The 14540-nt window shown below is 46.1% G+C and carries 10 protein-coding genes and 1 rRNA gene (1 of these 11 only partly in view); 4 read left to right on the forward strand and 7 right to left on the reverse strand.

The features are described from left to right. Positions 1-214, reverse strand: a 16S ribosomal RNA gene (locus tag BN3911_RS05175); it reaches 1326 nt to the left of the window's first position. Between the two features lie 532 nt (positions 215-746). Between BN3911_RS05175 and metA the strand changes: the two genes are divergently transcribed. The 4 genes from metA to BN3911_RS05195 all read left to right on the forward strand — a co-directional run bounded on the left by metA (position 747) and on the right by BN3911_RS05195 (position 4679). Then, positions 747-1670, forward strand: a complete 924-nt coding sequence (metA, locus tag BN3911_RS05180) for a homoserine O-acetyltransferase MetA (RefSeq protein WP_066862350.1) — start codon at positions 747-749, stop codon at positions 1668-1670. Between the two features lie 346 nt (positions 1671-2016). Beyond that, positions 2017-3234: an FprA family A-type flavoprotein gene (locus tag BN3911_RS05185; RefSeq protein WP_066862352.1), complete on the forward strand. Its 1218-nt coding sequence runs from the start codon at positions 2017-2019 to the stop codon at positions 3232-3234. 194 nt (positions 3235-3428) lie between these two features. Beyond that, positions 3429-4049: an HAD family hydrolase gene (locus BN3911_RS05190; RefSeq protein WP_066862354.1), complete on the forward strand. Its 621-nt coding sequence runs from the start codon at positions 3429-3431 to the stop codon at positions 4047-4049. A 33-nt stretch (positions 4050-4082) separates the two neighbouring features. Next, on the forward strand, positions 4083-4679 hold the full coding sequence (locus tag BN3911_RS05195; RefSeq protein ID WP_066862357.1) for a GNAT family N-acetyltransferase: 597 nt from the start codon (positions 4083-4085) through the stop codon (positions 4677-4679). A 113-nt stretch (positions 4680-4792) separates the two neighbouring features. Here BN3911_RS05195 and BN3911_RS05200 read toward each other — a convergent pair whose 3' ends face one another. The 6 genes from BN3911_RS05200 to BN3911_RS05225 form a co-directional block, all read right to left on the reverse strand. After that, positions 4793-5353 (reverse strand): peptidoglycan-binding domain-containing protein, encoded by a 561-nt coding sequence (locus BN3911_RS05200; protein WP_066862360.1) that lies wholly within the window; start codon positions 5351-5353, stop codon positions 4793-4795. Further along, complete coding sequence (locus BN3911_RS05205; RefSeq protein WP_066862362.1) at positions 5350-6762, reverse strand: peptidoglycan-binding protein; 1413 nt, start codon at positions 6760-6762, stop codon at positions 5350-5352. Before BN3911_RS05205 ends, BN3911_RS05200 begins: the two co-directional genes overlap by 4 nt. A 12-nt stretch (positions 6763-6774) precedes the next feature. Then, positions 6775-7194 carry a spore cortex-lytic protein gene (locus BN3911_RS05210; protein WP_187127686.1) on the reverse strand — a complete coding sequence of 140 codons (420 nt, stop codon included), beginning with the start codon at positions 7192-7194 and terminating at the stop codon, positions 6775-6777. Positions 7195-7783: 589 nt separating this feature from the next. After that, positions 7784-8161 carry an Hpt domain-containing protein gene (locus BN3911_RS05215; protein ID WP_066862364.1) on the reverse strand — a complete coding sequence of 126 codons (378 nt, stop codon included), beginning with the start codon at positions 8159-8161 and terminating at the stop codon, positions 7784-7786. A 2-nt stretch (positions 8162-8163) separates the two neighbouring features. Continuing rightward, positions 8164-11757 (reverse strand): response regulator, encoded by a 3594-nt coding sequence (locus BN3911_RS05220; RefSeq protein WP_066862367.1) that lies wholly within the window; start codon positions 11755-11757, stop codon positions 8164-8166. A 23-nt stretch (positions 11758-11780) separates the two neighbouring features. Beyond that, positions 11781-14327 (reverse strand): EAL domain-containing protein, encoded by a 2547-nt coding sequence (locus BN3911_RS05225; protein ID WP_066862369.1) that lies wholly within the window; start codon positions 14325-14327, stop codon positions 11781-11783. Positions 14328-14540 lie beyond the last annotated feature (213 nt).

Consider the following 14540-nt stretch of genomic DNA (forward strand, 5'->3'; position numbering starts at 1 on the left):
AGCTGTGGTCTCATGCGGTATTAGCGTCCGTTTCCAGACGTTATCCCCCTCTGAAAGGCAGGTTACTCACGCGTTACTCACCCGTCCGCCACTAAGATAAACAAGAAATTCTTACAGCAAGCTGTCTCCCTTTCAGCGTCTATCTCCGTTCGACTTGCATGTGTTAGGCACGCCGCCAGCGTTCGTCCTGAGCCAGGATCAAACTCTCTAAAATATGGTATCTAAAACCCTCTCGGGTCTCAAATCATCTTTAGAGCTTTTGTAGCTCATTTGACGTCTCTGACGTCTGTCACAGATTTTAGGTTCTGTTTCCTTTGTTCTCCCTCGAGTTCCCTCAAGGAATTACGGGTCCTATCTTTCTTCTCGTTGTTTAATTTTCAAGGTCCTCTGCTCTCTCGAAATCCAGCTTCTATGCGGCTTCAAGCTCTCTCGAGCTCCCTTCCGCTTCCGCCCTCTCTCTCGAGCGCTTGACTATAATATCAAATCCTTATCCTTTTGTCAACTACTTTTTTCAAATTTTTCAAAAAAGTTTTAAACTGTCTCTTAATGGACGAATTTCCTGTAACCCAACCTTCAACGGCTCTGTACAGAGAAGGGAGAAATATGATATAATAGTCATACCCCCTTTCTTCCTTTTTAGGGGGGTGTTATTACTATACCATAGGATACGGAGAAAATGCAAGACTATTTTAAATTATTTGGAATATTCTGGCTTTTTTTTGTATCCCAGTAAAGGTCGTGGTTTTGTGCCTATACGCATTCAGGCAGATCTTCCTGCAATCGAAGTTCTGGAAAGTGAAAACATTTTTGTGATGACACATGAGCGGGCTGCTGTTCAGGATATCAGGCCGTTGAAAATTGCCATACTCAATTTGATGCCGACCAAAATCGAAACTGAGACCCAACTTTTGCGGCTTCTCGGGAACACGCCCTTACAAGTCGATGTGGAACTGCTTCATCCCGCCACTCACATCAGCAGAAATACCAGTTCTACCCATCTTAACACCTTTTATAAAACCTTTGATGAAATTAAGACTGACCGGTTTGACGGAATGATCATTACAGGTGCCCCCGTTGAGCAGCTTCCCTTTGAAGAGGTAGACTATTGGGAGGAAATGTGCGATATTATGGAATGGAGCACAACAAATGTCTATTCAGTCCTCCATATTTGCTGGGGGGCGCAAGCCGGCCTATATTATCATTATGATATTCCTAAATACCCTCTATCCGAAAAGTTAAGCGGCATATTCAATCATAAAGTTTTAAACCCCTATCATCCCTTGATGCGGGGATTTGACGATAATTACTTCGCCCCCCACTCACGTTACACGGAAGTACGTATGGAAGATATCAAGAAGCATTCCGATCTTATTCCCTTAGCTATTTCTGATTTGGCAGGCCTTCATATTGTAGCAGAACGGAGCGGCCGGAGAATCTTTGTAACCGGCCATGCGGAATATGACCGTGAAACGCTGGCAAAAGAATATTTCCGCGACGTCAATAAAGGACTGAATCCCAAGGTTCCTTATCACTATTTCCCGGAAGACGACGACAGCAGGACCCCTCCCTTCACCTGGCGGAGCAACGCGCATTTGCTGGTTGCCAACTGGTTAAATTATTACGTTTACCAGCAAACGCCTTTCGACTTCCTGTTTGATACAAATAAATAATTTTTCCTGTGGTTGTCGGTTTCTCCTTCAGTCATAATCTTTTTCATACAGATAATGAGTACCCTTACATTTTCATACTATTTTATCTTGTCATGGGTACTTTTTTACAGTTGACTCACTGTAATGTCATAAAAAGCACCGAAAGGCGGTATTTTCTTTGATGAAATATCGCCTTTTTTGGCAAACTGCAATATACTCACAAACAATAAATTTTCGTTCTGTTGTCATATTCTGCGCTTCGCTTCTCAAAATAAAGCTGAATAAAGACTTGCTGCAATGCATTCTGTAAATGATACCGCAGCATTTCAAGTCATCACGACTTTATTCCTGAAGGGAGCATAAACGGATGTACTGTACCCGCACTTTAACCGATTTCGTGAGCTGGGTAGGTGGAACAGACCGCCGGCTGGCTTTGTTCGAGAACCTGTTTCCCATCCCCCGCGGCATAACCTACAACTCTTATCTCATTTTGGACGAAAAGACCGCCCTGATCGACACCGTAGATTCCTCCATCACCCTGCAGTTCCTTGAAAATATTCAATTTGTACTCAATAACCGGCCACTGGATTATCTGGTGATCAACCATATGGAACCGGATCATTGTGCAAGCATCGCTCAGTTATTACTTTATTATCCCAACCTGAAGCTTGTTGGAAATAGAAAAACATTTGAATTATTACACCAATTTTATCATTTGGAATTGACAGGCCGCACAATCCCCGTTCGGGAAAACGATTTTCTCTCTCTGGGAAGTCACACGCTGCGATTTGCCTTTGCACCGATGGTGCATTGGCCGGAGGTAATGGTTACCTATGAAGAAAAAGAAAGCCTCCTCTTTTCCGCCGACGCTTTTGGAAGTTTCGGTGCGCTGAACGGCGCGCTATTTCAGGATGAAATGGATTTTGATCGGGAATGGCTCCCAGACGCACGCCGCTACTATGGGAATATCGTAGGCAAATACGGAAGCCAGGTACAGCGTGCCATGGAAAAGCTTTCTTGTTTGAACATCCAAATGATCTGTCCTTTGCACGGCCCAGTATGGCGTAAAAATATAGACTATATTTGGAATAAGTACAGCCGTTGGAGCCGTTACGAACCCGAAGAACAAGCGGTTGCTCTGCTCTATGCTTCCATGTATGGAAACACAGAAAACGCCGTCAATCTGCTGGCCTGCAAACTGGCGGAGGACGGAGTCAAAAGCATTGCGGTTCATGATGTATCCAGCACCCACGTTTCCACGTTGATTGCAGAAGTATTCCGCTGCAGCCACCTGGTTTTAGCTGCGCCTACCTATAACAACGGCATATACCCGGAAATGCTCAATTTCCTGCATGATATGAAAGCATTGAATCTGCAAAACCGCACAGTCGCCTTAATAGAAAACGGATCCTGGTCTCCTGTTGTTGGGGAACAGATGCGTGCTTTCCTGGAGGGATTGCAGGGCATGAGAATTTTGGAACCGGTCATAACGATTCGGTCTGCCCCATCTGCAAAAACACTCGAAGAGCTTGAGCAGCTCTCCAAAAACCTTCTGTCCTCTCTGGGGACTGCCATTAGGCTGTAACCCGCGATTCTCTTTGAATAAGGCGTGCAAGGGAATGAAAATTCACTGCACGCCTTTCTTATTTGATGCTGCCCATAGAAGAGTTGATGATTGAAAATAGCGCTTGAATCCTTTATAATGTTATTTATAGAGTTTTCTACTCTTCAAATCCGGTACCGGCTTTAAAGATAGAAAACGCAGAAAGGAATTCATCTATGAAATATGACGGCATCCTATTCGATTTAGACGGCACCCTTTGGAACGCCACAGAACCAATTGCTGTTTCCTGGGCTATTGCTTTAAAAGACCAACCCGATATTGAACGTGCCCCCAGTACGGAGGAATTGGAAAAAGTGATGGGCATGACTTCTGAAAAATTGATGGCCCAGTTGTTTCCATATCTGTCCTACGAACGTGGGCAGGAACTTTTCCAACACTGCTGCGAAGTCGAAATGGTTTATCTCAGAGAACATGGCGGTACATTGTATCCGGGATTGGAACACACATTGGAAAAACTTTCCGCACGCCACCCCCTCTGTATTGTGAGCAATTGTAATAACGGGTATATTGAAACTTTTTTAGACGCCCATTCGATGCGAAAGTACTTTTTGGATTGGGAATGCATTGGGCGTACCGGGCTTCAGAAATGGGAAAACATCCGCTTGGTGGTTGAACGAAATGAGTTTCAAAATCCTGTATATGTAGGTGATACCGAACTGGACTATGATTCCGCCGAACGTGCCGGACTGCCATTTATACATGCAGCTTATGGATTTGGCCAAGTGCCGGAAGCGCCTCAGATATCTTCCATTTCAGAACTGCTGGAAATTGTCTGACAGTACTTATAATCGGGGCAGAAAGGAGTTTTCATGAAAACCAAACTGCTGTTTTCAAGCTTCCCTTTTATCAGCTGCGAAAAGGTTACTCTCACACAGATTACCGACCTCAACCTGGATTCTCTCTGGGAGATTATGGGAGATGACGAAAACTACCGTTTCAGCCCCACAGCGGCGCTCAGATCCAGGGAAGAAGCTGCTGTCAAGCTGCGGCAAATCGGCACTCTCTTTCGCGACAGACAAATGATTGTTTTAGGAATTTTTTCCAACGACAGTCTCAATCAATTGCTGGGGATATTTGAGATAACCGGATTTGATACAGAAGTGAATGAAGTAACCGTTAATTTCACGCTGGGCCGTCGGCACACTGGATTCGGCTATGCCAGTGCCGCATTACGGGCTGCAGTAAAATATTTATTTGATACGATTGAAGTGAATCGGATCCAGTGCTATGTACTCCCTATCAACTATCGTGCCGTTTTAGTGCTGGAGCGCTGTGGTTTTGTCAAAGAAGGCACTATTCGGGAGGGCTTTTGCTGGCCCGATAAGGGAATTGTAGATCTCTCTCTTTATTCAATGCTGTCCAGCGATAGAAGGCAAAAACGTTCTGGTTCCGCCTATTATCTGTAGCCTCCTGCTCAATTCTATCTTAACTGATAAAAACCTCTTCCAACGTGAAATGGAAGAGGTTTTCTTTCAATGAAGCAGGGTTTCATCCTGGCTTGGCATCTGGCCGCAGCGATCTATTCCGCTGCAGGACGGGTTCCCGCACGCTCACCGGTGCCATCTCCTACCGAAATCCGATAGAGGCGTGCAAGATATTTCCATGTCAGTCGGGTGATATCGCCGCTGGCCTCTATCCCGGCCTTCCGCTGGAGCCAGCGTATCGCTTCAACGGAATTTGAATCATGGATATCGTTGCAGGCAACTTCCGGCAGCGACGCATACCTGGCGCCGATGGCCCGAAGCATGCCATGTATCATGTGCAGATGTTCATTCCGTTCACCTGCGCGTATGACCTGCCCGGGCTGCAGAACCGGGTTGACAGGTTCTGCAGGAGAAAGCTCGATGACAGCCCTTCGATATTCGTCCGCCACAGCATACCAAGTATCGATATCCGTAACTCCTGTTACAGGCATGCCGTGACGTTTCTGAAAAGATTCCACGGATTTTCGGGTGTCGTCTGCATAAATGCCATCAGGGATAACTGCCGCAATTTCGCTGTCATACTGAGCGATCGTCCGCAGCATGATCTGCAGACTGCGGACCGGCTGCCCCACCAGCTCCTGCCTAATCCCTATCATTGCTGCACCCCCCGCCTGAAATCTGTACTTCCCATCCGTAGATCAAAGCCTGGAAACTGAGTAAATCTCGAAGTTGATTCAAACTTCAGCACTTCTACATCGGCGGCAAGCACTTTTTTAGTAGCGTCATTCAACCTGCCGTTACCCGGAATACCACACATTTTTTGGAATTTTTCCACTGCCCGCTGTGTCATTGTCCCAAGTCTGCCCGTAATTTGCAGATGGGGAAGCCCCGGCATAGTATCGGCAATACTATTCAACTGTTGTTGCAACTCTCGAATTGTTCCTGCAGGAACAACTTCCTGATCAAACGGAAACAACTCGCCCCGTGACAGAACTGCTTCCGCCACTCCCGCATAAGCATCATAGATAGCATCCCAGACAGCAGCTCCAACCACTCCGGTTTCAGATATTCCAGACTGCTTTTGAAATGCCTGGACCGCTTGTTTTGTTGCCGCATCAAAATATCCAGTTACCTGAAGGGGAGGAATACCGGGATTAAACTGTGAAAGCACAGCCAGCATGTATTGAAGATGGGAAACCTTTTTCCCGCTGTTTCCTTCCACGATCGCATCGGGATAGGCCCAGGATATCCCTGTAAAAGTCTGTCCTTCCGAATTCAATTCAGACAGCCGCCTGATCCCTACATACAGCTGGACAATCTGATACCACGTGGCTTTCCCCACAATTCCGTCTACAGCAAGACCAAACACGGATTGAAATTTTCTGACTGACGCAGAAGTCTTTGCCCCAAAAACACCGTCTACCGGCGATATTTTGGGAATTGCAGGATAATTCTGAGCAATGCGATTTAAAGAAGTTTGGATTACCGTTACATTGGGACTGATATCACCTTCCCGAAGAGGCGTTCCCGGATAGGAAGCTGTAATATTTTGTATTGGCGCATCCACGACAATTTCTATGGCATCTCCATAATAGGCATGGAGAATCTCCAATGAATTGTATCCCTGACGGGCTAAATTTTCTGCTCCCCATTGGCTCAGTCCGTCGCAGGTCACAGTGGTACCGTTGCAAAACGAAGCTGCCAAGGGCTCCACATAGCCCTGCCGCCTGATATAATCGTTAAAAATTTCGTCTACCAAACGGCTGACATTGTCGAAAAAATTTCGCCCGTTGACAAAAGCCTGATCATAAGCGGTGGAATTTGTAATATCGAAGTTTCTGCCTCGGCTTCTGTAAAACTCTGTATATACCCGATTGAGAGCGAAAGAAACCTGGGCCAGAATATTTGCCCGCAAAGCACTTTCCTGCCAGGTAGGATATATTTCGCTGGAAGCCACATTCTTGATATAATCTGCAAAGGATACCGTAACATTGGGCGCGTTGCTGGCAGGAGTGCCCAGATGAACGGTAATAAATTCTGGTATGTAAGGAATTACAATCGCCATGAGTATTCCTCCTTACAGGTTCTGCGGCGGAACGTCAAATATTTCCGTTTGGTTCCAGGCTTCCGGCATTTCGTTCAGCGGGATCATCTGCAGATCCTGTCTGGTTACTGTGTTCGGAAAAACCTGAACATTTTCAACGACGATCCTTTCGTAAAGAGGATGCTCCGCCGTCACATCCACCGTGGAAAAAGGCGTTTCCTGCGCTGGCGCCTGACTTGCGGACAGATCTGGAGTCTGTACTGCAATACGCTCTGTGTTTCCGCTCTCATCCGTGATTCGGATCGCCAGAAGTTCTTCTATCCCGTCAAGCTGTTTCTGCGTAATTGTTACAGTGGAATCCTCTAAAGGAATCATTGCGTCAGAGGTATAAACATGAGTTATCAGATATCCTTGTGCGCTTATGGGGTTCCCCTCCTCTCTCTGATTATACACAATACAGTATATGCGCCAAATTGTATTAAATGAAAAAAGCAGGAGATGCCTCTACAGAAACCGTGCATCCCTTGCTTTTTTCAAATCCTCTTTTTTTGCAGAATCAAAGTTATCCTATTTCACAGTTCCTCCATATCAATAGGGTTTTACCATATAAACAGCCATTTCCGCATCCAAAGATTCCTGTATGTCCTCTGTAAAAGAATTTTCGGTCATTGCGACAATCAGGGCCTGCTTTGCATCTTTCCGGTTCAACCTTCTATTTTCTCTGGCGGCTTCCTAACCGTCCAGCTCCGGCATTTGAACATCCATCAAAAAGCAGCGCCCCGAAACCATCTTTTTTCCGTCCTGCAGCAGCCGCTCTTGTTAGTGTAGTCCATGGGACTCCTTCCCATCAGCCACAGGTTCGAATTTTAATGCAAAAGGGACACAACTAATTAGCTTCCACAGCCTGATAATAGGAAATTTCTTCTCCCTCTCTGCCGCTGAACAGCGAAGTCTTCGCCAACCGGTTGACCTGCAGCAGCATAGACCGCCAAAGGTACATGATCCGGCGCCGTACCCCATTTCCTCTGCCGAAAGCAGATTATTAACCAGGGTTTTGATTACCTCTGTTCAATTTTTTTCCGAGCTCCTCCACCTTCAGAAATTCCTTTTGAATCGCCTGATACAGCAGCGGGTAATCCTCACGCTCCTCCCTGGCACGAAGAGGCTGCACAATATCACAAACCGCTTTGTAAAGAGGGGTGAGCCCCATATTCCCCACTACTCCCTTTAAGGTATGTGCCGCATCAAAGGCTGCTTCCAAATTTCCGGAGTCGATGGCCTCTCCCAATTTCCGCAAATTATCATCTTGAAACAGCATCTTCAAAAATTTCAGATACATCGTTTCATTTCCCATAAAACGCGACATAGTATCCTGATAATCTGCACCGTATGCCTCAAATAATTCTTTGAAATTTTGCATAGTCAGACCTCCTTTCCGGAAATAAAATCGTATAGGGTCTGATACAACCGGTCTGGCTCTATGGGCTTTGCTAAATGGGCGTTCATTCCTGCAGCTTTGCTTTTCTCAATATCGTCGTCAAAAGCATTGGCTGTCATTGCAATAATAGGAATCGACTTTGCATCGGCATTGCTGAGATGACGGATATTGGAAGCGGCAGTCAAACCGTCCATCAAGGGCATCCGTATATCCATCAAAATGGCGTCATAATACCCTTTTTCCGACTTACTGTACATTTCCAGAGCCCGAAGCCCATTATCGGCCGTCTCTACCTTGAATCCTTTGTTTTCCAGAAGCATCACAGCCACTTCCGTATTTATGGCATTGTCCTCTACCAACAGTATTCTCTTTCCTGTGAAATCATAGTTCGTCTCCTCCGCTTTCTGTTTCTGTTCTTCTTTCTCACCCAACGCCCGCGAGAACGCAGATATCAAGGAAGATTTGAACATAGGTTTACTCATCAGCAGGTTAACTCCAGCCAGCTTTGCCTCATGTTCGATAAAGGTCCAGTCATAGGCCGTCATGATAATGATTGTCACCTCAGGGCCTACAATACCCCGGATTCTCCTTGCGGTTTCAATTCCATCCATATCCGGCATTTTCCAGTCAATCAGAATCATATCATAGTATTTTCCCTGATTCCAAAAAGCTCTCACCTGTTCAATGGCTTTCCGCCCGCTGTCTACCCACTCTGCTTTTATTCCCATTTCACACAATGTGACAACCGCGCTTTCACAGACAGCCACATCATCGTCTACCACTAAGGTTTTCAAATGGGAAAAATTCAAATGGTTTCTTTTCTGATTATGCCTGAGTTTTTCCTCTTCCGTAATCCCAAGCTTAACATCCACAGTAAATTCACTGCCCAGCCCTTTAATGGAACGTACGGTAATCTTTCCATCCATCATATCCACAATGTTTTTCGAGATTGCCAGCCCAAGTCCGGTTCCGCCATATTGGGTAGTGGTTCCAGCCGATTCCTGCGAAAACGGTTCAAAGATATGGGGCAGAAACTCCTCGCTCATTCCAACCCCCGTATCGTTAATAATGAAACGAAGCACGGCATCGTTTTTGGTACGTTTACGCTGTGATGCAGAGAAAGTAACTTTTCCCCCTTCTCTTGTGAACTTGATGGCATTGCTCAGAATATTGATTAAAACCTGCTGCAGCTTCATTGCATCGCCGATATAATAATCGTCCAGTATTGGGTCTACAATACATTCATAGTCCACATTCTTTGCAGCTGCCTGTGTATAGCAGATAGAGTTAATGCCGTTTAGAAACTCTTCTGTCGGGATCTTTTCGCCTTTTAAAAGCATTTTCCCACTTTCAATCCGGCTCATATCCAAAATATCGTTGATCAAGGAAAGTAAAAACCGGGAAGAGATTCCGATTTTGGAAATGCAATCTGCCACTTGCTCTTCATCGCCGATGGACTGCGCAGCGATTGTGCTCATGCCGATAATCGCGTTCATCGGCGTCCGGATTTCATGGCTCATACGGGACAGGAAATCCGATTTTGCCGCATTTGCCTGTTCTGCTGCCACCAGTGCGGCGGCCAGTTCCTCCTTTTGCCTTTGTTCCTGACGTACCACATCTGTGACGTCTGTACGTGCGATACATACCCTGCTCAATTCCTTACTAATGTAAAATACTTCGAGGCGTTTTACCCGTACCTCATGCTCCCCTTCCCGCATTTCCACCAAAAACGTATAGGCATTTTCCTCGGCCAGACGCTTTTCCATATATTCGTAATCCAGGTTCTTCAGGTATTCGCGTCCAGCTGTTTCATCCATATACCGTTCGGCAAACATTTGCGCCTCTTTTTGAAATCCTCCCTGCGTTGGAATCGATCCAGCGCTGTGATGCCCACTGATTGTCATAGAATGGTGCGTATCTTTGCGCACATCGATTTCCGTGATGCTCTCGTAATCCAACTCGACAATCCTGTTCAAAAGCTGTTCGCGAAGCTTCTGCTCCGTGACGTCCAGAGTATAAAAATTAATTATGATTTCTCCTGACTCCGGATTCCGAAAAGACCGGAGATAAGTGCTGGCCCAGAAAGTACCGCTGTTGCATCTGCGCAGGAAGTCCAAGTGGTAATCCACTTTTCCGTCTTCATAATCTGCCAATACCTTATCCCGGTTCAGCATACGGAGGATTTTCCCGCCATAGTCCGTATCTACAGCAGAGGCGGCCAGGTTCTCAATCGTAGCATCATAAGAATCCCCTACCTCAGCAACTGCCGTATCCACGCTCGAGACATAGCTTTCCATCCGGTTTTGCGTAACGTTGATACTTCCCTGTATGCTGCCTTCCGCAGAGAAAAGCTCGGCAAAATAGGCCAATTCCTTTCTATAAAGTTCGCTTATTTTTTCCTGAAGCTGTTTTTCTTCCGTAATGTCCACAAAAACACAGTAAAAATATTCCTCTCCATCTCCTTCCGTTAAGAGCTGGGCTTTGATGGAAATCCATTTTACCGCTCCATTTTTGCAAATCAAACGATTCTCATTGTGAATGGTATTTCCGCTGCGCAGCTGGCTTTTCAACTTTGCAGTCATCACAGACAGATCTTCCGGATAAATGACAGCTGACATGCAGTTACCCATCTTCGCAAACTCCGCACGGCTGTATCCAAGAAACTCGAACAATCCGTCGTTGGCGTCAATCACAGAGAAATCCGCGTCAAAGCGGCAGCGAAACACTGCGCCCGGAATGTTGTTGTACAGATGCAACACTTCCTCTTGGGCCTGTCTCTGAGCTGTGATGTCAATACAGACAGATGCAATGGCAGGCTTTCCATTCTCTGCCACAATTTTCCGGCCTAAATCATGTATCCAGATATAAGAGCCATCCTGTTTCTTCATCCGGTATTCAACCACATACATTCCATTTTTATCCAGCTGAAACGCCACCGACTGATCCACTATTTCCCGGTCCTGCGGATGCATACAGTTGGAAATCATTCCCTCAATATCGGTAACAAACTCCGCTTCTGTTTCATAACCCAGATAGTCCAGCATCTGTCGGTTGATAAAATAGAAAGGAAAACCCTCCTCAAGGTATCCTCCCATCATACCGCCAGCCAGCGACTCATTGAGCAGTTCCTGACGCTGCCGGGCTAAATTTTCCATCACCAGTGTTTGAGGATAATGTTCTTCACATCTCTGGCTGCGCCCCGGCTCCGCAAAATGAAGATTTCTGATTATGAACTCGCCGTTCTCCATCCGGGAAAGTGTAAAAAATCCCCTTAGGCGCCAAGAATAGAGCGACGTTTTCAAAAACAATTCTGCCGAAAGGCTGACCGTCTGCTCAGCAATCTGCTGTTCCCGGAGCACCTGAAGTTCAGAATGAAACGGCTCTGTTATTTCTCGAATATCCCGCTGGATATACTCGGCCATTTCTTTCTTCCCCTGGGCAATTTCATCAATTCCAGTACCGATAAATCCAACATCCTCCGCCAAAAACGATATTGCCTTTTCCGCGTCACACTGCTCAAACCAGCTTTGACAAAAAGCCTTCACCACTTCAATAGCCGTCGTTTTCTGAACCGTCATTCCTTTCAATCCTTTCCAGCGCTTCAGCCGCCCGCGTTCTTTGATTTCGCCCGGTACAGCGCCAGATAGGCCCGCTCTACCACTTCTGACATGGGTTCGTCCACATCCCATATCTCCGTGCCGCAGATACATTTTCCAGAGACACCGCCCGCACACAGTTCGATTTTCCTACAGATTTCTTCGCCCTTTTTTACTGCCGTTTCTTCTGATCCCAATTGCCTCATAATCACCACAAATTCGTCTTCTCCAAAACGTGAAACCATGTCGGCTTTACGCGTATGCCTTCTCAACACCTCTCCAATCCGTTTCAACAACAAATTCTTGCTATGACAGTCAGATTCCCCATTGACCCACTTTAGATTTCCCACATAGAACAGACAGAAAGCCAGGGGTGTATCCTCTTTTTTCAGTTCTTTTACCGCCATTTCTAATCCACAGCGATTTAACAAAGATGTCAAATGGTCGCGGTACACTTCATTTTCTAGCAGAGTCTCCTCTTCTCCGATCCAGCAATCAAATCCCGTGACACGAATCACTCTTTTCCATAGGCTTTTCATCGTATGCGGCTTTGCTGCATAATCGGCCGCACCCTGCTCAAGCGCCATTTCTTCTACTTCCGGATCTGCCGCCCCAGTTCCTATCACCGGGATATTCCACACGCAGTTTTCAATCCGCAGGGCTTCCAATGCAGAAAATCCATCTGATAACTCCAAACTCAATATCACTGCCGTCACCTGCCTGTTGCATTCGGCAACTTTCTCCAACGCTTCTGCACCGTCGCTGCATTCTATCACCTCATATCGAGCCTCAAAGGTTTTTCTCACCCTCTCTCGATATTCTTCATTTTCATCAGCAACCAAAAGAACCTGTTTTTCCCGCCCCATCTCAGAAACAGATTGCCGCGCCAAGCCGCCCTGCGGTACCATAAGGCTTTCAAATTCTGCACAGGGCATAGGTTTTGCAAAAAAATATCCCTGAACAAAATCACAGCCAATCTCCCGCAGTCGCTCCAATTGTTCTCCGGTCTCCACACCTTCCGCTACAACGCTTAAATTCATCCACCTGGCAAGTCCCATAATAAAACGCAGAATTCCCTGGTTGACCGGCTTTGCTGTTTCATTCTGGATAAATTTCATATCCAGCTTCAAAACATCGATGGGCATATCATTCAGCATATTCAAAGAGGAATAACCGCTTCCAAAGTCATCCATCTCAATTACAAAGCCCTGTTCCCTCAAATTGTTCACTGTATCAATAATCTGCTTAGGATTTTCCGTATAAGCGCTTTCCGTAATTTCCAAGTGAAGGCGTGAGGGCGGCAAGCCATATTTCTTTACTGTATGTACTAAAATCCCAACCAGATCGGCATGATAAATATCGGCACGGGATACGTTTACAGACACGGAAAGCTCAGGATAGCCTTTGTCTTCCCACTCATGCAGCACCCTGCAGGTTTTGTCCCAAACATATTGATCCAGCTTCGTAATAAAGCCGTTCTTCTCAAATAGAGGAATAAATTCCGCCGGGGACTGAATCCCCCACTTAGGATGATTCCAGCGCACCAAAGCTTCCGCTCCCGCCAGGCTGTCATCCTTAATACGATATTTGGGCTGAAGGTAAATTTCAAATTGACCCTGTTCCAGCGCCTGTTCCATCTCGTCTGTAATCGCCTGTTCCCGAAGCAGTTTATTTCTCAGCTCATCGTTATATTCTGCAAAATACTTACCATATTGGCCTTTAATGCTTTGAGCCGCAAGCAACGCACGGTCACACATCTGTTCTACAGATGCAGACCGGCCTTTCACTCTATAAATGCCCCATTTCATCACGACGTTCCTAGCATTGGTCAGTTCATTGATTTGATTCAGCGCTTCAAGGAACAGATCATTGGTATATGTCCAGCGGTGCTCCAGAAGACAAGCAAACTGATCCGCGTTAAAACGCCCGCAGATTCCTCTGTTGCCCACCCTGTCTTTGTACAGCGCAGCGACATCACACAGCAGACGGTCCCCAGCAGGTATTCCAAACGCATCGTTTACCAACTTAAAATTTTCAATATCCGAGCAAACAATGTCATATTCCCGATCCGGATTCCGGATCAGGATTTCTTTAACGCGCTGATAAAAAAACTCTTTACTGTATAACCCTGTCAGACGGTCATACTGAATCAGATTAATCATCGCGGCAGTTTCCCGCAGATTGATAATGCTGGCCACACGATGCAGAATAATTTGGGGCTTATATGGCTTTGCAACAAAATCAGCAGCCCCATGGGATAACGCCGTCACCTCGTCTGACTCTCCATCACTTTGAGTTGTTACGATGACAGGGATTGCTGAATAGGCGGAATTCTCTTTCACGACCGACAAAAACGTATAACCATCCATTACCGGCATCACAATGTCCAGCAGTATCAGAGATATATTCTCACCAAACTCATTCAGTACTTCCAATGCCTCTTTTCCGTTCTTGGCCTCCAGAACTTCATATTCCGCTGACAGGATTGCTCTGAGCATTTCCCGGTTAATTGCATTATCTTCAACTACAAGTATTTTTTTCTGTGAAAGCATCGTTTCACACCTCTGCATAAAGGCCGTCCGCCCTAATTTTGGATTCATTTTTCTTATATCACATCTTACAACGTATCCTCTTCGTTGTCAAACTTCCGTAAGATTTGATCGCCTGAAGTCCACAGCGCAATACCGCTTTTTCAGCCCCTCTCTATAACCGCACACCCCAGCGACCTAATGGCACCTGGCACTTACCTCACCATCCCCGACAAA

Source organism: Neglectibacter timonensis (genome assembly GCF_900048895.1).
GTDB classification, from domain to species: domain Bacteria; phylum Bacillota; class Clostridia; order Oscillospirales; family Acutalibacteraceae; genus Acutalibacter; species Acutalibacter timonensis.